We start from the raw sequence: 21,755 nt of genomic DNA, 5'->3' as shown, positions 1-21,755 counted from the left end.
GCCTGCTGTGCTATGGACTGGCGGTGTCGCTGCACTGTTCTGGCGTATCGGCACGGTCAGCGCTGGTTCTGCCGCGCGCTGCCGGACAGGGTGCGTTGGAATGCTTGCAGGTCATCCTCGAGTTTTCGGTGCAGCCAATAGTTGCCGATGAAGCCGAAGACGCCTGCGATGGCGAGCCAGCGGATCGAATCGGTGACCAGAGCGACCTCGTCCGGTTTCAGGAACATCAGACCGTGGATGACGCCGATCAGTGGAATAGATGCGGCGACTGCGAGGTAGCGGGTGCTGCGGCGGCTGAGGGCGCGGAGGTTGTCGTGGTCCTCGGGTGTGGTGCCGTATGGGAGAAGACGGGGGTAGATGGCGCGGACGACGAACAGGGTGACGAGAAAGAACGGGTAGGCGACGGCGATCGCGCCGGAGACGAGTAGTGAAGCGGACAAGTGCACCACCTGGCCGAGGGACAGGTCGGTGTCGCTGAGCAGTGCCATCGTGGTCACGATCGCGCTGACGCTCCACCCGGCGAATGCGACCCAGGCGACTCGGTCACCGACCGACAGGGTGTCCCTTCGTGCCAGTGCCAGAATCTCAGGGGTGAACGTCCGGCCCTTTCTCAGTCCGCGCCACACCACCAGAAAGACCCTGCGGCACAGGTAGTTCGTCACGATGAGGACCAGCAGGGGGATGATCAGCTCGAGCACCGGGTTGATGGCCCGCAAGGACTGTCGCTGGTCGTCCGGAATCCACGCCTCGATCAAGGCTCTGTTGTGCACGTTGCCGTACAGCACACCGAGGAAGCCTCCGGTCGCGCTGGCCAGGGTGACGATCGCCCCCAGCGACCAGGGACCGACTTTCGAACGTAGACTGCTTCCTTGCGGATCCACGAGATCGCGGGCGCGACGGTCCAGGCAAAGCTCGAGCTGCTGTGCCAGCTCGGCGCCGCTCGACCAGCGGTTGTCCCGCTGTGGCGCAAGGCATTTCAACAACACTCGGCGCAGGGTCGGCGGGCAGTCCGGCGGCAGCTCGGACAGATACCGTGGTTCGATGTCATGCTGCCGCAGCTCCAGCATGCGTGCCAGCGAGGTCTCGGATTCACCTGCCAGTGGTTCGTCGTCGAAGGGCCTGCGGCCGGTAAGTAGTTCCCACAGCATGACGCCGAGCGCGTAGATATCGCTGCGCAGATCCAGATCTCCGGCGGTGGTCGGCAGCTCCGGATGGCAGGCGGCGAGTTGTTCGGGGGACATGTAGGCCAGCGACCCACCGAAGTATGCCATCGGATTGGTTCCGGCCACGTGGTTGCTGAAGCTGACATTGAAGTCGGCGAGCTTCGGAATGCCTTCCGCGGTCAGCAGCACATTGGCGGGTTTGATATCGCGATGCAACACACCGCTGCGCGCGGCGTAGTCGAGCGCAGCGGCGAGCCGGCTGCCGAGCCACGCCACCGTCTCCGGCCACGAGTATCCGGCGATATCGCCACGGATACCGGTCTCACTCGGGACGATGCCGCCTCGGTCCTGAATGGCGTGATCGACGGCGTCGAGCAGCAGGGCGCCGCTGCGGAGGTGCGGTGATCGGGCGCGCACCAGATTCAGCACCCCGAGCAGCGTGCCGCCCGGAAGGTACTGCATGTACATCAATTTGAGCTCGCCGTTCTCGATCAGCCGATGATCGAAGACCCGCACGATGTACTCGTGATCGAGCTGCGCCAGCGTCTCCGGCTCGGTGCCGCGGTTGTACGAGATCTTCACCGCGACCAGCCGTTGCATCGACCGTTGCCGCGCCAGGAATACCCGTGCGAAGGCGCCGCTGCCCAGTCCGACGAGCAGGTCGAAATCGTCCACACTCGCACCGGCACTGATCTCGTTGAGCGCTTCCAGAGACCGCGGCGGGGCGATCAGTGTGCTGCGGTAGTTGATATCGGACCCGGTCGGCGCAGTGGTGTCCACTTCGGTCGGCTGCGTGCCGGGATCCTGGTCGCGTCCGGACCGGCGTCGCACATGGAATTCCTCGTAGGCCAGATCGGGTGGCGTCGGCCCGGTGCTCAGTTCGGCGTATTCGGCGCAGTACTGGGCGAGCCGCTTCGGATGGTCGTAGCGCAGCCATCGGTACTCCAGATCGACCTTGATCAGCTCGATCAGACACATCCGCCGCAATCCGGGCGCATCCGGCAGATATTCCGCGAGGTCCGGCGGCGCACCGGTCTTATCCCAGGTGTCGGCGAACCGCCTGACGACCGATGCCAGCAAGGTGCGAGTTCGGTGGACAGCATCCGACTCATTCGTCGTCGGTTCCAACTCCGCTCCGATCCTCCGGTCCTTCCCAGAAGGCATCTCCAAGATGCAGTCTGTCATGGTGGTGAGGCCCCGACCAGGGATTTCCTGCTGGGACAGAGGGCGCGGGGGTCTGGCCAGCCGGGGGACGCCGGGCGGCCTGTCACAGTTCGGTCGCCCGGGGCCGGGTCAGGCCGGGCAGTGTGGGCAGCATTGCCGGGGCCCACTGCCACACGTACTCCTGGCCCAGCCGGTAGAACCGCATCAGCTTCGTGGCCGGGATCTGCCGCTGCACCCCTGACCGGGCCATCGCCAGGGTCGACGGCGGTAGCTCCACCCGCCGCGGATCCTTGGCGAGTTCCATGATGTCGGTCAGCTGCCGAATGCTCGCCTCGGTGCTGGACAGATTCTCCTCGACCGTCTGCGCGTCCGGGTACCGCTCCGGGCACTCGGCCCGCATCCGTGCGACCGCGCGCTGTGCGAGATCGTCGGCGGTTGCGGTCATCTCGACCGCAACCGGTCGCAGCACATCCGCCAGACCCGCTGCCCGGCTGGTTCACGTACAGGTGGCCATTCGACCTCCCCGAGAACGAAGAGGTCGCAGTCAGTGACCCCATGGTCGTCTCGCGGGCCGTCATCTACCAGCAGACCGTCGGCGCCGAACTTGCTCAGGGATTTTCCGGCCTCGACCCCGATGCGATGTATCTGGTTCGCACCTCCAGCATGATGCTGTGGCCCTACGACGATCGCCGCAGGCTGGTCGGCGACTGAGCGCCGAACATGAGGAACTGCTCGATCGCGGTGTCAGCGGGAGTGTCAGGTGTGTGTCAGGTCGGTGTCAGCCAGCCCGGCGACAGTGTTCACATCGAACAAGACGACCGGCACCGACAGGGTTCCAGTCGGCGCCACAACCGATTTCGAGGAGTACACGACATGTCGATCACCATCACCCTGACCGACCAGGACAAGAGCACCCTGCGCACCGCCGCCTACGGCGCCGTGTCGCTGATGGCCGCCTCCGGTGTGCCGCACAAGGGCATCACGCAGGCCTCGATCGCCCTGACCTCGGCGACCGGGCTGGTCGGGCACGTGCTCGCCGCCAAGTCCAAAGACATCCACCTGCAAGGTAAATCCGTCGCCGAACTCGCCGATCAGGTGCTGCCCGCTCTGACCGCGGCCGCGAGCTTGCTCGGCAAGCAGGACCCGCGCGAGGCCGACAATTTCCGCGACACGGTCCTGGTCGCCGTCGAAGCCGCCGCCGGGCCTCGCAAGGGTGAGACCAGCCCCGCCGCGGCCGTGATGGCCCGCAAGATCACCGCGGCCCTCGACGCAGCCTGACGGAGGTGGGGCGCAGTACAGCTGGTAGACGACCGGGCAAGACGATCAGTTGTGGCGTCCCTTTGGCGTAAATAAAAATGCTGAAATCCCTTGCACTGCAAGGGATTTCAGCATTTCAAGCGGGCCGGTTATCGCTGGTTTACGATGCTCTTGGCCCCGACCATGCCCACCATGCTGAGGATGGGGAGCCCGATCACCAAATGTTCGACCGCCGTGGAGATACCCACCCAGAGGTGGCTCGACAGCGCGAGTGGAATGATCACCGCCGCGGCGGTGAGGATTCCCACGATCCAGTTGAAGAACAATTCCGGAGACGGAGTGCCCAGGCGCAGCAGATACCAGAGCACCCCGGCCAGCAGCGTGCAGATGAAGGCCACCGCCGCGAACCAGTACGCGTCCTGGGACATCGGGTTCCACACCCCGAAACTGCCGGTCTCGGTCACCCGGGTGGCGATGATCTCGATAATCCAGGCGCACAGCCAAGCCGCGAGCGCGGTCACGACCGCCGCCGCGAACACACCACCGACGAACATTCCGATGTTGACGTCGGGCCCCTGCTGTGGCCGAGACTGCCGGTCCGGATAATCGGACTGCTGATACGTGCCGTATCCGTGGTCTGGGCTGTATCCGTGATCCTGGCTGTACGCGGGGTCACGGTAGTTCCCCGGCTGATAACCCGCTTCGTAATGTGCGGTGTGCTGGTCGCGCGGATCCCTGGGGTTCAACCGCCGATCACCTCCGTCGAGAGCATCCATGTGCGTCGAGTGTAGGGTGGCCGCGAACAGGCCGCTGCCCGCTTGTCCATTCCGGCGCTCCATATGCGTGATATGACCGAATCGGAACACAAATGGGTGCTTGATGATTCGTCATCAAGGGCTTCGTTCGGTGCGATTCTCGTGGCAGGCAGCGGATCTGCTGCGGCTCAGGGGCCCAGCGTCTGGATCGGAGCCACCTACAACAACGGGCATGTCTACTCGGACCGCAGCAACATCAGGCTCGCCGATGTCCTCGATAAGGTTCAGCGAGCCTGTGGCCCCTCCTGCCCGGAGCCCCGCGCGGTGGGAAATGCGTGCATCGCACTCGGGATCAACCCGAGAGGTGCTTGGGGATCGGACTGGGGCAACACCATCGCCGAGGCCGAAAGCAAGGCAATTCGATTCGCCGAAACGGCCGTCGGAATTCGCGGTCCCTTCCACATGTGGTCGGACTGCGCCTGACGTCGCACAACGCTGAAAGCCCCTGTCCGCGTGGACAAGGGCTTTCAGCTCAGGTGCGTTCGCGCGGGTCGAGCACGACCTGTGTCCCCGGAGTGGTTGCGACCTGCAGGGTGCGCAGTCGCAGCAGTGTCGGGTGTTCCTCGAGCAGTCGCGCGGTATTGGCCAGTGACCGTAGTGCGGCCGCTTCCGCCCGCGCTCGTTCGAGCTCGGCCCGGCCGCGTTCCTTGGCGAGCACGGTTTCCAGTGCGGCTTTGCGGAGTTCGCCGGGCAGCATCAGATCGCGGGCGTTGAGTGCGTCGATGCGCATGCCGAGTCCTGTTATGGCCGTGGTGATTTCGGCGATGTCCCCGACGAGCAGCGTGCGGTCGGTGACGAGTTCGTCGAGGGAATGGCTTGCCACGGCCCGGCGGGCGGCATCCTGCACCGCCGCGTACAGCACACTTTCCGGGTACTGCGCACCGGTGGTGAACGCCTCTGGATCGGTGACCTGCCAGTTCAGTGCGTAGCTGACCCGCAGTGAGAGTCCGTCGCGGGTGAGCAGTTCCTGGCCGCTGACATTCAGCAGCCGGGGCCGCATGTCGACGACGATCAGCGTGCAGCGCTTGGCGTCGTAGCGGTGGCGTCCCGGCTCGAGTACTCGCTCGAGTGTGCCGTCGCGGTACAGCAGCGTTCGCTGCCACTCCATGACCGTCGTGTACATGTTTCACTCCTTCCGTACCGTGTGTCGTTGGCTGCCTGGTTGTTTCGGATGTCACCCGGTTCCGGTCACGGGTTCGCGGCGGGGGCGTCCCGCGGCCGTAGCCGCGGAGCCCGCAGAGCCGTTTGCCGTATCCGACCGGAACCGGGTGACATCGCAGTGGGAATCGAACCCATCCAGGCTTGGAGCCCTTCGCCAGGTGCGAGACCGAGCCCGACACGGGGAACGCGAGTGCGGAGATTCCGCTGCGCCCCTTGACTCGACCTGGAACAACCATAGGGTTCGCGGTACGGGTGCGCGAATGATTTACCGCCGCTTCGGTTTCACGCCGGGTTTGGGGGCGGCGTCGGCCCGGGTCGCGGCGACTCGCTTTGCCTCGGCGGCTGTTTCGGCATCGAGGCGGCGGTAGACGAAATGCTGTTGTGCGAGCGTCCAGGCATTGTTCGTGACGAAGTACAGCAGGATCGCCACCGGCAGCAATGCGCCGCCGAGAATCGCGGCCGCCGGGAAGACCCACAGGCTGAGCGTGCGCATGAAGGGCAACTGCGTCGCCCCGGTCTGCCGATCCATTGACGCGCGCGCGGTGAAATGCGTTGCGACAGCGGCGATGAGCATGAGTGGAAGGGCGACGAGCGCCACGGTCGACGCCAGTTCGCCTGCACCGGCGAATGTTGCCGAGAGCGGTGCGCCGAACAGATCGGCATGCAGGAACGACTGCACATCACTCGGGCCGAAGAGATAATTCGCGGTCGCGGCGTTCTGCTCGGGCGTCATTGCCGCGGTGCGTCCGAACGGCAGGTAATCGAAGGTCCCGGTGCGATCGAACGAACGCAGCACATGGAACAGGCCGATGAACACGAAGACCTGGGCGATCATCGGAATCAGGCTCGCGAAGAGATTGACGCCGTTGTCCTTGTACAGCTGCTGGATTTCGGTATTCCTGCGGACCGGATCGTCTTTGTATTTCTGCTGCATGGCTTTGACGCGTGGTTGCAGCCGCTGCATGGCCGCCTGGGTGCGCGCTTGTTTCAGGAATGGCAGGAATAGCGCGGCGCGGAGGGTGAGCACGAGAAATATCACCGCGAGTACCCACGCGAGTCCGCTTACGGGACCCAGGACGGCGGCGAAGGCGGTGTGCCACACCCAGAGAATGGCGGACACCGGGTAATAGATGAAGTCGAGCATGAGAGCACCTGACTGTGGGAACGTGCGGATGCGCACGTCGATGGGAAAGGTCAGCCGAATCGCCTGGAGACCAGGCGGCGAGTGATCGCTAAGCGGTGACCGAACCAGGTGCTCGTGGGCGCGGACGTCCGGCGGTGTCCGGATTGCTCTGACGCAGGAAGGAACCCCGTCGGCGACGCTGAGCCGAGGGCGGCGGACCCGAGTGGGCCAGCGCCATCGGGATACGTCGAGTGCTCTGCAGGGCGAGCAGCGTCAAGGTCAGCGACGCGGCGATGACACCGAAGACGGCCAGTGCCGCCGGTTCAGCCGACGGCGCCGCGGCCAGGGCGAGCGCGGGTACGACGAGTGCGAAGACCGCAAACGCCATCAGGTGTACCCGCGAGAACATGCCAAGAGCTTACCGACTACATCGCACAGCCGCCGTCCGGTGTGAACGGATAGACGAACTGGTCGACATAGCCGGTCGGGTAGTCGGGTTTGGCCGCCATACCCAGATCGTCGGTGCCGAAGCGTCGTGCCGGATCGTAGGAGTAAGTGCGGAAAAGGTGATCCCAGATCAGGGTGAACAGGCCGAAATTGACGTCGCCGATACCAGCGGACTTCAGATGATGGAAGCGATGGCCCTCGCTCGAGGCCAGCAGATATTTGGCGGGCCCGATCCGGTAGTCGGCATTGGAGTGTTGCAGCAGCAGCTGGATGGCGACCGAGAGTGCAAGGGCGGCCGCGACATTCGATGGCAGGCCGATCAGGATGAGCGGTGCGACACCGGCGGCCATCTCCATGGTCTGGTGCAGCGGATGTTTCATCAAACCGTTGAGGCCGTAGAAGCGTTTGACGCTGTGGTGCACCGCGTGGAAGCGCCACAGAAGTCCGATTTTGTGACTGGCCAGATGCACCGTGGTGATGCCGAAATCGGCGACCAGGATGGCGAGCAGAACCTGGCACAGGAAAGGCCACGAGGTCGGCCAGCTGTCCGGAGCGGGCACGATGGCCGCTAGCAGCGGAATGGCCGCGACGCTGAGCAGGATGAGAATTTCGTTGACGAAGGCATGGATGCGATCGCGCACGGTGTCATCGAGATCGTGGTTCCAGTCGGCCTGGTAGGGAATCAGCCGCTCCACCAGAAACGACGCGACGATCGCGACGGCCAGTACGAGCAATAACGAGTATTTCGGCGCGCCAACGGAACTCAGCGCAATACCGACGCCGTTGAGGCCGATCAGCATGAAGGGCGCATAGCCGTAGCGCGCGAGAAGCTGTGCGGGCGTGCGGGTAATGGTGGTCATGGGGGCAAGCTTGGTCGGCCACGCCCGGAATGACTTGAACGATTCGGCTGGACCTAGGGGGCGTCGCCGAGATCCCAATCGACGCCTCGGTTGAGGGCCGAGGGCGGTAGTCCGAAGGTGCGGCGGCAGGTACGGGTCAGGTGGGAGCTGTCGGCGAAACCGGCGGCGTGGGCGGCGGCGGTGAGGTCGTCGCCGGAGCGGACGCGGGTGATCGCCACATGTAGTCGGAGCCAGAGAATGTAGGGTCGCAATGGAATTCCGACCTGTTCGGTGAACAGATGGGTGAGTCGGGTCGCGGAAATGCCGACCCGGCGCGCGACATCCGCGCCGCGGATCGGACCGTCGCCGACGATGGAGGGCAGCAGCCGCAGCACCTCGGTCACCGCCTCGTGGCGCTCGTCCTCGATGCTGTGCGAATTGTCGCGTTCGAGATCATCGACGACCTCGGCGACCAGTTCGGCGAGTGTTTCCCGCTCCGGATCGATGGGCAGGGAATGTTCACAATCGGCCCACCCGTAGGTGTGGGCTCTGCGGTCGGCGGCTGCGCCCGCGACGGACTCCGGATCGAGATAGATCGCGGTGCCGCGCTCGGCTCCGGTGGCGATGCGATGCGGTGCGTCGGCGGGCACGATGACATGGGTGCCGCGATGCCGAATGCCGCTCGCGTCCACCACGACCACCGGAGTACATGCTGCGACCACTTGGACGGCGTGATGGGCGTGCAATGCGGTGGGGCCGATGCTGCCGCCGAAGGCGAGCACGCCCGCGCGCAGCAATGCGGTACCCTCCCAACGCAATTCACCGGGCGACCCGGAGACATAGTGCACGGATCGGGGCGAGGTGGATGCCCCGTCGGTAACCAGAGCCTTCATCATCGGATGCTCCCGGGTGACTGCGAATCCCGAATCGGATCCCTCACGGAGACTATCCCGGCCGCACGGCCGCTGTCAGGGTAACGGCGACGCGATCGACGAACCCGGTGATCAAGGGCCGGGCGATCGGGGTGTCCGGGAATCGGGTGCGCAGCGCGAGACCGTCACCGGCGCAGGTGAATCACAGCTGCACACCACCGAGCGGCACACTGCGGCTGAACTGCGCCGCATTACGCGGCCGGGACCGCAGCTCGAACCGCCCGGCAGCATCGATCCGAGAAATAGGTGGTGACCGCGCTGCGGCAGGGCGGTGTTTGTCAGGAACTCAGGGGGCGAAGGCAGCGGATTCGAGGCGGCGGGCCAGTCGTGCCGCGGATAGGGTCATGGCGTCGGCGGGGCGATGCGGGTCGAGGCCGGTGAGTTCGTGTACGCGGGACAGGCGGTAGGTGACCGTATTCCGATGCACGCTGAGCTGACGCGCCGTCGCCAACTGGTTGAAACCGCTGTCGACGAACACCTCGAGGGTCTCCGCCAGCATGGGCTGTGCATCGAGGGGCGCGAGTACCGACGCCAGCCCTGGCCGTGCCGCATCACTGACCGCCACCGTGTATTCGAACTGCAGATCCGTTCTGCGGCAGAGTATTTCGCGACGTGTCAGGCACCGCCCCAGTTCGGCCAGCACCCGCGCTTCGGCAAAGATCGTCGGTATCTCCGCCCTGCTCGCCGCGGCACCGATACCGACCCAGTAGGGCGGCGTTCGATCGGGCTGATGTGCCGGTAGTCGCGCAGTGAGACCGGTGATCGCGGCTGAACCGTCATCGCCGGGTTGCAGCGGGATCAATGCGGTCCACCCGCCCGCGTCCAGCCGCAGGAAGACGCCCGGAATCGCCTCGACCCGATGCCGCAGCGCCGAAGCGTGCCCGCCGCGGGTGCCGCAGAGGCGGAATACCGCGACGAGGAAGTCGTCCGCGACCGGAATGACCGGATCATTGGCCCACTCCACCGGATCGCGCCCGGTGAGCAGGGCGTCGGCGATACCTCGGCGACGCTCCAGCAGTTCCCAGCGCGGATCGTGCGAGCGCTGGGTGGCCGCGCCCGCGACGCGCGTCATGACCAGCGTGATGTACTTCAGCAGCACCAGCGAGGCGTCGAGCAGCAGTTCCTGCTCGACGGGGGTGGCCGCCTCACGCAGCCGGTCCCAGATGAACGCCGAGCCGAGCCGATATCGGTCCAGCACCTCGGTCAGTGGCGTGCCGTCGCGGAGCCGGTCCATGGCCAGCTCGACGAGTTCCCTGGTGTCCTCCTCGGAGGGTTCGGTACCGCGGCGCAGATACTCGAAGAACAGGTCGACATTGAGTTTCGTGCCGCGCGCGAAATCGGTCTCGACCAGTGACTGCGGTATCCGCGGGTACGGCGGCAGGCTCCCGTAGAACCCGTCGACCAGCGACGCGGCTCTTCGGTGCAGATCGTCGACGACCCGGGTCCACGTTGGCGTCATTGAACTTCTCCGTCCCGCACTACGAGTACAAGCTCTCGATCGTGTCGGCGTAGCGGGTGGTGATCGGGGTGAGCTCGAGTTTGCCGGTCGCCGTCAGAACATCGCCTCCTGGCTCCCACACCTCGGGTAGCACGAAGTACTTCTTGATCTGCTCCACCCGGGAGAGTTTGCCATTGGCGGCGGCCACACCTTGCTCGATTGCGGCCAAGACCCCCGGATTCTTCGCCAATTCGGCGACGGTGGTCGCGGTGAGGCGGTTGCGCTGGGCGAAAGCCGCCGCCGGGTCGGGGTCGAGGCAGATCAGCGCGGTGTTGTACGGCCGCTGCTCACCGATCACCACGACGGTGCCCGCGAGCGGGCAATTCTCGGTGATGGTGTTCTCGATATCGGCCGGGGACATATTCTTCCCGGCCGCATTGATGATGAGTTCCTTCTTGCGGTCGACGATCGAGAGGTAGCCGTCGGCGTCGATCGACCCGATATCGCCGGTGTACAGCCAGCCGTCGGCATCGATGGTCTCCGCGGTCCGCTCCGGATCGTTGCGGTAGCCGCGCATGACTATTTTGCCGCGGATCAGCACTTCGCCGTTGTCGCCTAGCTTCACCTCCGCTCCGGGTAGTGGTGTGCCGACGGTGCCGATCTTGACGCGCTCCGGACCGTTGAGCGTCGCGCCCGCAGTGCATTCGGTCATGCCGTACCCCTCGCACAACGTCAGACCGGGCCCGAGGAAGAATTCGTGCACCTCGGGCGGGATGGCCACCGAACCGGTGACCGCGGCGCGCACCCGATCCAGGCCGAGCCGGGCGCGAATCGATGCGAGTCCGCGACGGTGGTGATCTCACCGCCTTCCAACGTGGTGAGATAGTGCGCGAACCAGCGGTTGGCGGCGTGCGCGTCCGGCAGATACGAAATCACTTGATCGTGGCCGCTGCCACCGCCGAATGTCTGGATGACGCGGGCGTTTTCGATGAAGTTGGTGTGGGTGAGTTCGACGCCTTTCGGCGGTCCGGTGGTACCGGAGGTGTAGACAATGGTCAGCAGGTCCTCGGATTTCACACTGCGCCAGGTGGTTTCGAAGTCGAAGCCGTTCGCCTCGGCCGCTTCCACTGTCGACAGCGCGATCGTGCCCGCCGGTGCCTCATCGGCGCAGATCACGTGCTCGACGTGACTGCCTTGGGCCGCAGCCTTTTTCATGGCGTCGAGGATCTGCGGGGCAAACCGGCGCTCGCAGATGACGATCTTGTTGCCCGCATTGCCGAACTGGTCGGCGAGCAGCTCGACGGGGTTGGTGTTGTAGACCGAGAAGGGGGTGCCGCCCGCGTGCAGTACCGCTGTGTCGCAGAGGTGGAATTCGGGTCGGTTGGTCATCATCAACGCCACCGTGTCGCCGGGGCGCAGACCCAGGGCGGCCAGGCCGGTCGCGATGGCGCGTACCCGGTCGGCGTACTCACGCCAGGTGATCGCCACCGCGCCGCCCATGGTGCGCAGTGCGACCACGTCCGGATACTTCGCGGCATTCGCTTGAAAGGCCGCACACAGCGTGTCCGGACGGGCTGGGCCCGCCGGGACTGTCGATGAAACCAAGACCCAACCTTCTGCTCAATGGTGTCGAGATCACACCGCAGCGCAGGAAATCTCGTCGTCACCTATCAGCACAACGCATCGACGAACCGTCGCACTAGCGGCAAACGAGCAGACTGCAAGGCCTCATCTTGTGCATTTGACCAAAGATCGCGGGTCGACATGTCGATAACGCGACGGCTGACGTGCTGGATCACGTCAGCTATGACAAATCGACACGTCATCCTAATAGCGCCGCTGAGCCGCAGCCCGGCGACAGGGAGGTGGCCGGAATTCGGCAGCGTGGCTTCAGCGTTGGGGGACAGGATGTTTCGGCCCACGCTGCCCAGGCGGCCACCGCCGAAATCAAGGATCCGATCCGGGGTCGAAGTCCCGCCAGTGGCCCAACGCGATCATTGAAAAGCGTTGCCTCCGTATCATTCCGCCGGGCGCGGCGGCTGCGCGCACAGGCCGGGTTCGGCTCGACTCGGCAGAATGCCGAAGCTCGCATGTGATCTTTGTGCGGCTGCCCCGGGGGGCGCTGCGGACACGCCGGATCGGTCCGCTATCGTCCGGATTCGGGTCCGTCATTGATGTCCAAGTCGTATCGTGAGACTCGGCGAGCAGGACCGGCCGTGCCCCTATGGACGGGTGCGGTCGTCAGTGACGGTCGCCTCGCCACCCGCGGATAGACCTGCGCCGCGAAAGCGAGGAGCCGTGTTGGACGAGCGAGCAGCCTTGACTGCCACCACCGACGGAATTCTGGAATACATCTGCGCCGCGGAAGTCGAATACGTCGATATTCGATTCTGTGACGTTCCCGGTGTGCAGCAACATTTTTCGATACCGGCCGTCACATTCGGCGCGGATCTGGTCGACAACGGGATCGCTTTCGACGGCTCGTCGGTGCGCGGTTTCCAGTCGATCCACGAATCGGATATGTTGCTGCTCCCGGATCTGCGCACCGCGCAATTGGACCCCTTCCGTGCCGCGAAGACCCTGAATTTGAACTGCTTCGTGCACGATCCGCACACGCACGAGGCCTACAGCCGTGATCCGCGCAATGTCGCGCGCAAGGCGGAGGAGTATCTGAAGAGCACCGGCATCGCCGATACCGCCTACTTCGGGCCGGAGGCGGAGTTCTACATCTTCGACGCCGTGCGCTACGACACCAAGATGAACGGCGCCTTCTACGAGGTGGATTCGTCCTCCGCCGACTGGAACACCGGTGTCGAATACAATCCCGACGGCACGATCAACCGAGGGTACAAGGTGCGCCCGAAGGGCGGCTACTTCCCGGTGGCCCCGTACGACGCCGACGTCGATGTGCGCGATCGGATGTGCACGAATCTGCAGAACGCCGGCTTCGAATTGGAGAAGGGACATCACGAGGTCGGTACGGCGGGCCAGGCCGAGATCAACTACAAATTCAATACGTTGCTGGCTGCCGCCGACGATCTGCAGCTGTACAAGTACATCATCAAGAACACCGCATGGGCCGAGGGCAAGACCGTCACCTTCATGCCCAAGCCACTGTTCGGCGATAACGGTTCCGGAATGCACGTGCACCAATCCCTGTGGGCGAACGGCACACCGCTGTTCTACGACGAAGCCGGATATGCGGGCCTGTCCGATCTGGCCCGGCACTATATCGGCGGACTGTTACTGCACGCGTCATCGTTGCTGGCATTCACCAATCCGACCGTGAACTCGTACAAGCGCCTGGTGCCCGGGTTCGAGGCACCGGTCAATCTGGTCTACAGTCAGCGCAATCGCTCAGCGGCCGTGCGCATTCCGGTCACCGGCGCGAATCCGAAGGCCAAGCGTCTGGAATTCCGCTGCCCCGACTCCTCGGGCAATCCGTACCTGGCCTTCGCCGCCATGATGATGGCCGGTCTGGACGGCATCCGCCGCAAGATCGAACCCCCCGTCCCGATCGACAAGGACCTCTACGAGCTCACCCCGGAGGAGGCCGCCGAGGTCACCCAGACTCCACCCAGCCTCGACAGCGTGATCGACCGACTGGAAGCCGATAACGACTACCTGACCGAAGGCAATGTCTTCACCGGCGACCTGCTCGAAACCTGGATCCGGCTCAAGCGCGATACCGAGATCTCCGAAATCAATGTCCGCCCGCACCCTTACGAATTCGATCTCTATTTCGACGTATAGGTCAGCCGATGTGCAGCTCGCCATTGATGGTGAGGAAGGCGGTGGGGGTGAGGCCGAACATGGCGCGGAAGGTATCGCTGAAATGTGAAGGGGAGGCGAATCCCGCGTCGACGGCGGCGCGGGTGAGGTCGTGGCCTGCGGCATAGGCGCTGCCGACGCGCAGCATCCGCGCCCACTGCACGTAACGGCGGAAACTGGTGCCGGTCTGTTCGGCGAAGGTGCGCAGGAAGTATGAGGTGGACAGCCCTGCGGCACTTGCCTTTTCGGCGGCGCGCTGCTGCTGGGTCGGGTCGGCGCGAATGGCTGTGGCGACGGCGGCGATGCGGGGATCGCGGATAGTGGGGACCGGGATACTGGCCAGCTCGAGCAGACGGTCGATATCCGGTGCCGGGTCGGCGCACAGTTCGATCAGTTCGGCCTCGTTGCGATGGTCGGTGTTGTATCCGCTGACGGTGCGGCGCATACCGCCGAGGCAGCGGGCCATATTCTCCGAGGTCGGGTCGAAGAAGCAGAAGAGCTTGGGCACGTCGGTGTCCAGGATGTGGTGCGTGACGCGGGCCCGGAACAGGAAACTGCGGGCGGTGATATCCGGAGCGTCCGCGACCCGGACCCGGAACGGGGCGTCGAGTCCGACCCCGAGACCGGCGATCGCGGTGGAGTGCGCGCCCAGGGCCATCCCGGGCCCGATGTAGATCGCGTGTCCGAGTCGCAGCCAGAGCCGGGCGGAGGTGACCGCCGTTTCGGGAGCGCACGTTTCTGGAAGTGCTGACCGCGCCATATCCGCGACGATACAGAAAGTCGTAGGACAGGCGGGAGATCAGGATGAAGCTGGATGGGCAGGCGGAAGCGACCTTCGAGCTGCGGGAGGTGACGGTCGACGGCGCGCGGTTGCGTTATGTCGATGTCGGGCACGGGGATCCGCTGGTGCTGTTGCACGGCTGGCCGGAGAGCCACGCCGCATGGCGGCACCAGATCGGGCCGCTCGCTTTATCGCGGCGGGTCATCGCACCGGACTGGCTCGGTTGGGGTGCTTCCGATCGGGATACGAATTCGAGTTGTGACTACGACAGCGAGGTAGAGCGGATCGGGCGCATGTTGGACGCGCTCGGCTTGGAGCGCGTCGATCTGGCGTGTCACGACTACGGCGGGTTCCTTGGACTGGGGTTTCTGCAGCGTCATCCGGAACGGGTGCGCCGCTTCGCGATCCTGAATTCACGCGCCCAGGGCATTTTCACACTGCCGTACTACGTGTTGTTCGGCTTGCTGACGGTCCTGGCACGGACCGCACTGCTGCGGCCGCTCGTCACCGCACGGGCCATCCAATGGGTGCATCGAGTCGGTCTCGCACCGTATGTGCGCAACGGATCCTTCGACAGCGAACAGTTGCGTCGGTACCTTGCCGTCTTGGACACCGGGGCGGGTCGCCGCTGGAACGCCCACTTCTGGTCCGGCTATCGCGTCCGGATTCGCCCGGAACTGGCTGCCGGACTGGGTGCCATCAGCTGCCCGACGACCGTCATCTGGGGCGACCGTGACCCGGCCATCCCGTTCCGCACCGCCCGAGAACTGGCCGAAGCAATTCCCTACGCGACGCTGGTCCGCATCGACGGCGGCAACCACTTCATCATGGAAGAACGGCCCGACGAGGTCACCGAGGCATTGCGCGCCTGGCTGCTGCGCCCGGCCACTCAGACAGCGGTCAGCGGATAGGGCGGGGTGCCGGTGCCGACGATGCGGAGGTTGCCCCAGGGGTCGCGCTCCTGGAGGCGACCAGCGGTCGGCACGCCGCCGGGCAGGGTGAGCAGTACCTCGGCGCGTCCGGGATCGGGTAACTCTTGGCCGTCGCTCGGGGCGAGGCGTCCGTACCAGTGGTAGCGGCCGTCGATCGGATCCGGATGCCCGCCGAGGGTGACCTCGACCGGAACCTCGACGCCCGGGGCGTCGAGCAGCGCCGGACCCGAATACTCGTGTGCCGGTTCACGATCCGCTGGCACGGTCAGGTCGTAGTGGCCGGGGTCGGGTCGGCGCATGGTGCGCCAGTAGGAAACGCCAGCCGGTTTCGACTGCACCCGCCGATTGAATTCGTGCTGGGTCGCGGCACGAACCTCGATCCGACTGTTGGCGGTCATGCGCAGCAGCTCCAGGCATCGGCGGATATAGCGGGCCTGGGCCTCGATCATGATGACGATGGACTGGTTTCCGCCACCGGAATTCGGGCCAATGATGAGGAACAGGTTCGGGAAACCGTGCACGGCGACACCGAGGAACCCTTCCATCCCAGTGCGCCACGCCTTTTGGAGAGTGAGCCCATTCGCGCCGACGATGTGCTGATCGGCGAACCAGTCGGAGATCTCGAGCCCGGCCCCGTACACGATGGCGTCGAATTCCTGCTCGATACCATCGGCGGTGACGATCCCGGACTCGGTGATCGAGGCGATCGGTGAGGTCACCAGCGCGACATTCTCCCGCTGCAGCGCCGTGGTCGACGACTCGTAGTCCCGATAGGTCGCCCAGCGGTAGAGCCGTTGCGCCCCTGGCAAATACCGGAACATCCGATGCGCCACCGGCGATAGCGGCCGAGGCACGATCCACTGTGGTGTTCGATGGAATACCGTCACCTGTTCGGCCTGCTCGGCGATCTGCGGTACGAATCGCACTGCGCTGGCACCGGTTCCGATGACGGCGATCCGCTTGCCGGTTGCTTCGAAATCGTTATCCCACTGCGCCGAGTGGAAACTGCATCCCCGGAACACATCCCGGCCCGGAAAGTCCGGCACGCTCGGTTCGTGCGGCGGTCCCGGCGCCAGCACCACCGCGCGCGGCTGGAAATGCCGTCCGTCCGCGGTCCGCGCGTGCCAGCGGTCCGCGTCGTCATCGAAGTCGAGTGCCACAACGTCGGATCGAAGCCGAATATGCCTGCGAATATCGAACTTGTCCACGGCGCGACGCAGATACTCCGGTATGCCCGGCTCGGCCTTCTCCAGCACGACGAAGTCGTCGAAACCGGACCTGCGCAACTCGATTGCCATGCCGATACCACCGAAACCGGTTCCGACAATGACGATTTCGGGTTCGGTCATGCGTAGAGCCCTCGCCAGCGCCAGATTCGCTTGCCCATCGGACCGATCAAGCCCTGCTTGTCCAGGAACGCACCGAGATTCGCGGCGCCGGTACCGAGCGCCTTCTTGGCATAGGGGTTGTTCGTCGCGATCCGGCGTGCCGCGCGTCCGTCCAGCCCGGCCCGGTCGTACATGTGCCGGTTGGTCATCAGGTAGACGAACAGCGGTGCGGCCACCGCGACACATAAACGGGTGTAGGCCAATTCAGCCTGCGACATCGTCGGCACCCGACGCGCCAGTGCGTCGCGGGCGAATCCGATATGGCGCGCCTCCTCGGTGACGTGGATCCGCATCGCCCGAGAAACCAAGGGCTGCAACTCCGGATCGTCGAGGGTGCGCCGCTGCAGCGCGTCGAAGATCTCCTCGCCGACGAGTGCGCCCACCCAGGTCATCGACCCGCGCAGGAACAGTGGCAGGGCCCCGATGGCGAGCCGGCCTGGTAGCCGCGGCCAGTACGGCCGCGCCTCGATCCGGTCGATGAGCTTGCCGAACATCATCATGTGCCGGCACTCGTCACCCATTTCGGTCAGGGTGTAATGCGAATGCCGGGTGGTCGGATCATCGCGCATCAGTTCCCGCAGCAGCAGACGGTTGAGCAGATTCTCGAACCAAATGCCGACGGACAATACATTGGCCAGCTCTTGGCGCGACAGTTCCCGGCGCTGCTGCGGGGTCATCGATTCCCACAGCGCGGTGCCGTAGAGCGAAACCACCTCCGGCGGCAGGAACAGTTTGTCGGGATCGAGCGGCGCGTCCCAGTCCATGTCGATGGCAGGTTCGTATGACTTCTTCACCGAACCGGTCAGCAGGCGCTGTGCGAAGGATTCCTGTGGGATGACTGCGGCCTCGTTGCCCATGTCGGCTCCAACTCTCGAATACCTGATACAAGCTGTAACACTCAGATTAGTGAGACAGACTGTCACGGTCAATAGCTGTTCCAGGTATCGTGAGCTGGTGAGCAGCACCGCGGGAAAGCGCGATCCCGCCGCGTCGGACGGTCGCAGTACCCGATGGCACGGCCACAAGGCCCGCCGTCGCGCAGACGTCATCGATGCGGCGATCACGGTGATCGAAGAGCGCGGTGTCGAAGTGTCCGTACAGGCGATAGCGGACCGGCTGCAGCTGCCGCGTCCGGTGGTGTACCGGCATTTCGATGGACGCGCCGATCTCGATGAGCAGATTCGTCGAGAGATCCTCAATTCACTGCTGACCGCACTGATGCCGACCCTGCAGCCCGACGGCACCCTGCGCGATGCCGTACGGGGTGCGATCGGTACCTATATCGGCTGGGTCGGGCGTCATCCGAATCTGCACCGATTCCTGGGCGATGCCGCACCGCTGGGGGATTCGTCACAGGCGATGGCCGGTGCGCGCGATCGCATCGGTGGTCGGCTCGCCGACATGTTCGCAATATCGTTGGCGCGCTTCGGAATCGATCCGAATCGCGCCCGCCCGACGGCCTTCGGCATCATCGGCTTCGTCGACGGTTTCGTGAACAACTGGCGCTCCGATGCCGGGACCACACTGTCCTGCGATCAAGTCGAAGGCATCCTGACCGAATCGGTGCTGGCGCTGTTCGAAGGCAATGCGCGCAGCCTCGGAGTTCCGCTGGAACGCGACACTATTGTCAAAGACCTGCTGAGCCGCGCGGAACCCGTACGGTCCCAATAGAATCTGTCACCGCATCAGCCACCCCGCACATCGGCGGGTGAGCAATGGCATGACGACCCACACCATGGCCGCGACGGCGAGCGGCACGATAACCGCCAGCCGCAGTGGCGGTGCCAGTGGTTCGAGCAGGGGTCCTGAGATCGTCACCAGAACGGTGAGCAGCGGATAGATGCCGATGGCCGTCAACAGCCACAGCTTCCATTTGACCGGAGCCGCGGGTTGCGCGGCAGGGCTGCGGCTTTCGACTGTCTGTTGCTGAGTCACCGTGTGGCCGCCTGGATTTCATCGACCAGCCGAACGGCCTCGGGCAGTTCGATGTGATCGCCGGGGAAGTTGCCCAGGTGGCTTCCGGTGGCGGTGAGTACCGCGGTGGCCTCCAGGCCGCGCACCAGCAGTCCGACGTGTTCGACCGGATCGGGCACGTTGACCGGATCGTCGGCGGCTGCCAGCACCCGGAACTCGCGCGCCGCACCACGAATGCGTGCCCAGTCGAACGGTGCGGCGAAGAATTCGGCCAACAGGTCATAGCCGACCTCATGTGCTGCGGTCGACACCAGTAGCACTCCGGCGAATTGCCCGGCCGCGGCGACATCGTGCTGCTCGAGCATGCGCAGCACATTGACCCCGCCGATGCTGTGGCCGACCAGCACGGTATCGCCGACCGGGCCCGCCGCGGCCACCGCTTCGGTGAAGGCTTTGCGCCACGGGGCCAGCCGGGGTGCGTCCGGATCGGGCAGGTTCGGGATCGTCGCGGAATGGCCGAGCGCGGTCAGCTCCGCCGTGAAATGGGGAAACCAGACGCTGTCGGCGCGGGCTCCGAGGCCGTGGTTCACCACGATGGCACTCACTGTCGCTCATCTCCTAAATCGAAACGCTCCGTAGCGTTTCGCAAAACGATAGCAGACGAATACACTGACCGCCATGGCGACGGGAAGTGCCGCGACACCGCGGTCCGGCGGTCGAACCCGCAGTGAATCCGCACGCGATGCGGTACTGCGTGCGACGGCCGAACTGCTGGAGGAGCAGGGCTTCGGCAAGGTGACGATCGAAGGCGTCGCGGCGCGCTCGCGCGTCGCCAAGAGCACGATCTACCGCTGGTGGAAATCGAAGGCGGTACTGATCATGGACGCCCAAGGCATGGTGGTCACCCAGCGCATGCCGGATCCGGATACCGGATCGGTCGAACAGGACCTGACCGTCTTCCTCGAGGCGCTCTACGGTGTCGTGGAATATCCGTTGCGGGTCAAGGCGTTACGCGGATTGATGGCCGAGGCTCAGCTGGACCCGGACTTCGCCGGACCGTTCCGCGATTGGGTGCGGACTCGGCGAGATGTGGTGGCGCGCATAGTGACCCGCGGTGTGGCGCGCGGTGAACTCGCCGCCGACCTGGATATCGAGTACGCGACCGATCTGATCTTCGGACCGTTCTGGTACCGCCTGCTCGTCGAACACGCACCGCTGCGACCGGCGCAGGCGCCGATCGATGTCGCGCGACTGCTCACCGGATTCCGTACCCCCCTCGGCTGATCAGCTCCGGTGGAATTCGATTGCGAGGGCGAGTAATTCGGCCAGGTAATCACCGTCGGTGCGTGACAGGCGCATTGCTTCCTCGGGTGCGAAGGCGCGAACCTCGAGAATGTTCTCCGCATCCTCGGGATTGGTCGGCGCGGATTCGAGCACCACATCCGCCGTGCACCACAGCCACGCCTTGTGCGGGTGCGGCTGCCAAGGATAGTGCGGTGCGGGGCGATCGGTGGTCGTGTGGTGAGCGCCGAACGGTCGCACCGATCCGACCGGGCGGGCACCGGCCTCTTCCATGAGTTCGCGTCGCACGCAGGCGTCGACAGTTTCGTCCGCCTCCCTGGTGCCGCCGGGCACGATCCAGATATCGCGATCGTCGCGACACAGCACGATATCGGCGCCGACGAAGCAGACGACGTGGATATTGGTGACCAGTTCGTCGGGTGGCAATTCGGTGGAGAACCGCACATCCAGGCCACCCCATTCCCAGCGGGTTGGCTTGTGCAGCAATGGATATCGGTCGGCGAGTGTCACGCCGACGACGCTAGTCCACCTACTCGGTCCCGGACTTGCCGATCTGGAAGTGGACGTGATCGATATGGGCCGCGCGACCGGACGTGGCCGGGAGCGGATGGTCGTCCGGATGGTCGGGGTGCAGGATGAAACTCGGATCGCCGATGCCGGAGATCGCAGTCGCGGGATCGGGACTGTCCGAGCAGTCCTGCCATTCACCCGCTGCGAAATCATAGACGCTGCGGAAGAAGTCGGCGACGAACAGATCGCCGTCGGGATCGCCGAGCGGACTCGCATCGGGTTCGTCGAGCCGGTAGCGCACCCGGGATCCGGTGCCGCGCGGCCATGTTCCGCCGGGTGTCACGGCGGTCTCGACGGTGCCCCAATGCGCTGCCACGGTGATTTTGCGCGATACGTCCCCGACCGGCATGGTGACACCGGCGAAATCCACGGCGCGGCCCTGGCCGTGGCAGTCGTCGGGATGCGATCCGCGGCCCTCTACCCCGAGGGTGTGCAACTCGGTGACGCCGAAATTCGCCGAGAGGAATCGGCAGAATCGGACCAGTGCCAACGCATTTCGCGAATCCAGGTGTTGCGGTGCCAGCGGGGTGTTGCCGTGGCGGATGACCACCCCGGCGAGACTGCCCGGTAGCGGCCGGCCGGAGTGTGGGTCGAAACCTGCGAATCCGACCAGAGCCGGTGACGCGGGCCCGTCGAAACGGATCAGGTCATCGTTCGCGAGACGTTCGAGTTCGGCGAACGCGTGGTCCTTACTCATTGCTCGGGCCGGTTCCGACACCACGCACCTCCTGTGCATCTGAAATCGATACGTCGACGCA

23 protein-coding genes and 1 pseudogene are annotated in these 21,755 nt (G+C 65.0%); 6 read left to right on the top strand and 18 right to left on the bottom strand.

From position 1 onward, the window contains the following. Positions 1-56 precede the first annotated feature (56 nt). Both ACQPZ2_RS24430 and ACQPZ2_RS24425 read right to left on the bottom strand, forming a co-directional pair. Entirely contained in the window at positions 57-2,327 is a 2,271-nt protein-coding gene (locus tag ACQPZ2_RS24430) for a serine/threonine-protein kinase (RefSeq protein ID WP_433520579.1), read from the bottom strand. Between the two features lie 103 nt (positions 2,328-2,430). Then, entirely contained in the window at positions 2,431-2,772 is a 342-nt protein-coding gene (locus ACQPZ2_RS24425; protein WP_433520578.1) for a hypothetical protein, read from the bottom strand. 110 nt (positions 2,773-2,882) lie between these two features. On the opposite strand from ACQPZ2_RS24425, the gene ACQPZ2_RS24420 reads away from it, so the two are divergent. Next, positions 2,883-3,038 carry a hypothetical protein gene (locus ACQPZ2_RS24420; protein ID WP_433520577.1) on the top strand — a complete coding sequence of 52 codons (156 nt, stop codon included), beginning with the start codon at positions 2,883-2,885 and terminating at the stop codon, positions 3,036-3,038. Positions 3,039-3,200: 162 nt separating this feature from the next. Beyond that, positions 3,201-3,605: a hypothetical protein gene (locus ACQPZ2_RS24415; RefSeq protein WP_433520576.1), complete on the top strand. Its 405-nt coding sequence runs from the start codon at positions 3,201-3,203 to the stop codon at positions 3,603-3,605. A gap of 128 nt (positions 3,606-3,733) precedes the next feature. On the opposite strand, the gene ACQPZ2_RS24410 is transcribed toward ACQPZ2_RS24415, so the two are convergent. From ACQPZ2_RS24410 to ACQPZ2_RS24370, 9 genes and pseudogenes are all read right to left on the bottom strand, one after another. Then, positions 3,734-4,360, bottom strand: a complete 627-nt coding sequence (locus tag ACQPZ2_RS24410; protein WP_433520575.1) for a hypothetical protein — start codon at positions 4,358-4,360, stop codon at positions 3,734-3,736. A 511-nt stretch (positions 4,361-4,871) separates the two neighbouring features. After that, positions 4,872-5,522, bottom strand: a complete 651-nt coding sequence (locus ACQPZ2_RS24405; RefSeq protein ID WP_433520574.1) for a slipin family protein — start codon at positions 5,520-5,522, stop codon at positions 4,872-4,874. Positions 5,523-5,825: 303 nt separating this feature from the next. Then, positions 5,826-6,704 carry a membrane protein insertase YidC gene (yidC, locus tag ACQPZ2_RS24400; RefSeq protein ID WP_433520573.1) on the bottom strand — a complete coding sequence of 293 codons (879 nt, stop codon included), beginning with the start codon at positions 6,702-6,704 and terminating at the stop codon, positions 5,826-5,828. 88 nt (positions 6,705-6,792) lie between these two features. Further along, positions 6,793-7,092 (bottom strand): DUF6412 domain-containing protein, encoded by a 300-nt coding sequence (locus ACQPZ2_RS24395; RefSeq protein ID WP_433520572.1) that lies wholly within the window; start codon positions 7,090-7,092, stop codon positions 6,793-6,795. Positions 7,093-7,108: 16 nt separating this feature from the next. Beyond that, on the bottom strand, positions 7,109-7,990 hold the full coding sequence (locus tag ACQPZ2_RS24390; protein ID WP_433520571.1) for a sterol desaturase family protein: 882 nt from the start codon (positions 7,988-7,990) through the stop codon (positions 7,109-7,111). Positions 7,991-8,043: 53 nt separating this feature from the next. Further along, complete coding sequence (locus ACQPZ2_RS24385) at positions 8,044-8,865, bottom strand: helix-turn-helix domain-containing protein (RefSeq protein ID WP_433520570.1); 822 nt, start codon at positions 8,863-8,865, stop codon at positions 8,044-8,046. 322 nt (positions 8,866-9,187) lie between these two features. Further along, positions 9,188-10,360: a PucR family transcriptional regulator gene (locus tag ACQPZ2_RS24380; protein ID WP_433520569.1), complete on the bottom strand. Its 1,173-nt coding sequence runs from the start codon at positions 10,358-10,360 to the stop codon at positions 9,188-9,190. Positions 10,361-10,379: 19 nt separating this feature from the next. Continuing rightward, positions 10,380-10,760, bottom strand: coding sequence for a hypothetical protein (locus tag ACQPZ2_RS24375; protein WP_433527513.1), 381 nt, complete (start codon positions 10,758-10,760; stop codon positions 10,380-10,382). Positions 10,761-10,964: 204 nt separating this feature from the next. After that, positions 10,965-11,839, bottom strand: a pseudogene (locus ACQPZ2_RS24370) (AMP-binding protein); the annotation flags it as partial. 819 nt (positions 11,840-12,658) lie between these two features. Between ACQPZ2_RS24370 and glnA the strand changes: the two are divergent. Further along, on the top strand, positions 12,659-14,092 hold the full coding sequence (gene glnA / locus ACQPZ2_RS24365; RefSeq protein WP_433527512.1) for a type I glutamate--ammonia ligase: 1,434 nt from the start codon (positions 12,659-12,661) through the stop codon (positions 14,090-14,092). A gap of 1 nt (position 14,093) precedes the next feature. On the opposite strand, the gene ACQPZ2_RS24360 is transcribed toward glnA, so the two are convergent. Beyond that, positions 14,094-14,870: a helix-turn-helix domain-containing protein gene (locus ACQPZ2_RS24360; protein ID WP_433520568.1), complete on the bottom strand. Its 777-nt coding sequence runs from the start codon at positions 14,868-14,870 to the stop codon at positions 14,094-14,096. A gap of 44 nt (positions 14,871-14,914) precedes the next feature. Between ACQPZ2_RS24360 and ACQPZ2_RS24355 the strand changes: the two genes are divergently transcribed. After that, positions 14,915-15,802 carry an alpha/beta fold hydrolase gene (locus ACQPZ2_RS24355; RefSeq protein WP_433520567.1) on the top strand — a complete coding sequence of 296 codons (888 nt, stop codon included), beginning with the start codon at positions 14,915-14,917 and terminating at the stop codon, positions 15,800-15,802. On the opposite strand, the gene ACQPZ2_RS24350 is transcribed toward ACQPZ2_RS24355, so the two are convergent. Both ACQPZ2_RS24350 and ACQPZ2_RS24345 read right to left on the bottom strand, forming a co-directional pair. Beyond that, positions 15,781-17,172 (bottom strand): DUF4873 domain-containing protein, encoded by a 1,392-nt coding sequence (locus tag ACQPZ2_RS24350; RefSeq protein ID WP_433520566.1) that lies wholly within the window; start codon positions 17,170-17,172, stop codon positions 15,781-15,783. The two genes, ACQPZ2_RS24355 and ACQPZ2_RS24350, sit on opposite strands and share 22 nt — an antisense overlap. Next, a complete protein-coding gene (locus ACQPZ2_RS24345) occupies positions 17,169-18,068 on the bottom strand; it encodes an AurF N-oxygenase family protein (RefSeq protein WP_433520565.1) in 900 nt (299 codons plus the stop codon). The genes ACQPZ2_RS24350 and ACQPZ2_RS24345 overlap by 4 nt, the downstream gene beginning before the upstream one ends. Before the next feature lie 97 nt (positions 18,069-18,165). On the opposite strand from ACQPZ2_RS24345, the gene ACQPZ2_RS24340 reads away from it, so the two are divergent. Continuing rightward, positions 18,166-18,882: a TetR/AcrR family transcriptional regulator gene (locus tag ACQPZ2_RS24340; protein WP_433520564.1), complete on the top strand. Its 717-nt coding sequence runs from the start codon at positions 18,166-18,168 to the stop codon at positions 18,880-18,882. Positions 18,883-18,888: 6 nt separating this feature from the next. Here ACQPZ2_RS24340 and ACQPZ2_RS24335 read toward each other — a convergent pair whose 3' ends face one another. Further along, on the bottom strand, positions 18,889-19,146 hold the full coding sequence (locus tag ACQPZ2_RS24335) for a hypothetical protein (protein ID WP_433520563.1): 258 nt from the start codon (positions 19,144-19,146) through the stop codon (positions 18,889-18,891). Continuing rightward, complete coding sequence (locus tag ACQPZ2_RS24330) at positions 19,143-19,730, bottom strand: alpha/beta fold hydrolase (protein WP_433520562.1); 588 nt, start codon at positions 19,728-19,730, stop codon at positions 19,143-19,145. Before ACQPZ2_RS24330 ends, ACQPZ2_RS24335 begins: the two co-directional genes overlap by 4 nt. 73 nt (positions 19,731-19,803) lie before the next feature. Between ACQPZ2_RS24330 and ACQPZ2_RS24325 the strand changes: the two genes are divergently transcribed. Next, positions 19,804-20,409: a TetR/AcrR family transcriptional regulator gene (locus ACQPZ2_RS24325; RefSeq protein WP_433520561.1), complete on the top strand. Its 606-nt coding sequence runs from the start codon at positions 19,804-19,806 to the stop codon at positions 20,407-20,409. Here the strand turns inward: ACQPZ2_RS24325 and ACQPZ2_RS24320 are convergent, their stop codons facing one another. Both ACQPZ2_RS24320 and ACQPZ2_RS24315 read right to left on the bottom strand, forming a co-directional pair. Further along, positions 20,410-20,937, bottom strand: a complete 528-nt coding sequence (locus ACQPZ2_RS24320) for an NUDIX hydrolase (RefSeq protein WP_433520560.1) — start codon at positions 20,935-20,937, stop codon at positions 20,410-20,412. A gap of 19 nt (positions 20,938-20,956) precedes the next feature. Then, a complete protein-coding gene (locus ACQPZ2_RS24315) occupies positions 20,957-21,715 on the bottom strand; it encodes a hypothetical protein (protein WP_433520559.1) in 759 nt (252 codons plus the stop codon). Positions 21,716-21,755 lie beyond the last annotated feature (40 nt).

The sequence above is a fragment of the Nocardia pseudovaccinii genome (assembly GCF_050942345.1).
In the GTDB taxonomy this organism is placed as follows: Bacteria; Actinomycetota; Actinomycetes; order Mycobacteriales; family Mycobacteriaceae; genus Nocardia; species Nocardia pseudovaccinii.
Note: the sequence above shows the minus strand (reverse complement) of the source record. Positions and strands in the feature narration are given on the sequence as shown.

Bases quoted from the DNA above. Each gene is read 5' to 3' on its own strand.
- ACQPZ2_RS24385 (WP_433520570.1), bottom strand. From the start codon at position 8,865: ATGATGAAGGCTCTGGTTACCGACGGGGCATCCACCTCGCCCCGATCC.
- ACQPZ2_RS24380 (WP_433520569.1), bottom strand. From the start codon at position 10,360: ATGACGCCAACGTGGACCCGGGTCGTCGACGATCTGCACCGAAGAGCC.
- ACQPZ2_RS24425 (WP_433520578.1), bottom strand. From the start codon at position 2,772: ATGACCGCAACCGCCGACGATCTCGCACAGCGCGCGGTCGCACGGATG.
- ACQPZ2_RS24375 (WP_433527513.1), bottom strand. From the start codon at position 10,760: ATGTCCCCGGCCGATATCGAGAACACCATCACCGAGAATTGCCCGCTC.
- ACQPZ2_RS24405 (WP_433520574.1), bottom strand. From the start codon at position 5,522: ATGTACACGACGGTCATGGAGTGGCAGCGAACGCTGCTGTACCGCGAC.
- ACQPZ2_RS24390 (WP_433520571.1), bottom strand. From the start codon at position 7,990: ATGACCACCATTACCCGCACGCCCGCACAGCTTCTCGCGCGCTACGGC.
- yidC (WP_433520573.1), bottom strand. From the start codon at position 6,704: ATGCTCGACTTCATCTATTACCCGGTGTCCGCCATTCTCTGGGTGTGG.
- ACQPZ2_RS24430 (WP_433520579.1), bottom strand. From the start codon at position 2,327: ATGCCTTCTGGGAAGGACCGGAGGATCGGAGCGGAGTTGGAACCGACG.
- ACQPZ2_RS24395 (WP_433520572.1), bottom strand. From the start codon at position 7,092: ATGTTCTCGCGGGTACACCTGATGGCGTTTGCGGTCTTCGCACTCGTC.
- ACQPZ2_RS24355 (WP_433520567.1), top strand. From the start codon at position 14,915: ATGAAGCTGGATGGGCAGGCGGAAGCGACCTTCGAGCTGCGGGAGGTG.
- ACQPZ2_RS24410 (WP_433520575.1), bottom strand. From the start codon at position 4,360: ATGGATGCTCTCGACGGAGGTGATCGGCGGTTGAACCCCAGGGATCCG.
- ACQPZ2_RS24360 (WP_433520568.1), bottom strand. From the start codon at position 14,870: ATGGCGCGGTCAGCACTTCCAGAAACGTGCGCTCCCGAAACGGCGGTC.
- ACQPZ2_RS24420 (WP_433520577.1), top strand. From the start codon at position 2,883: ATGGTCGTCTCGCGGGCCGTCATCTACCAGCAGACCGTCGGCGCCGAA.
- ACQPZ2_RS24415 (WP_433520576.1), top strand. From the start codon at position 3,201: ATGTCGATCACCATCACCCTGACCGACCAGGACAAGAGCACCCTGCGC.
- ACQPZ2_RS24345 (WP_433520565.1), bottom strand. From the start codon at position 18,068: ATGGGCAACGAGGCCGCAGTCATCCCACAGGAATCCTTCGCACAGCGC.
- ACQPZ2_RS24325 (WP_433520561.1), top strand. From the start codon at position 19,804: ATGGCGACGGGAAGTGCCGCGACACCGCGGTCCGGCGGTCGAACCCGC.
- ACQPZ2_RS24350 (WP_433520566.1), bottom strand. From the start codon at position 17,172: ATGACCGAACCCGAAATCGTCATTGTCGGAACCGGTTTCGGTGGTATC.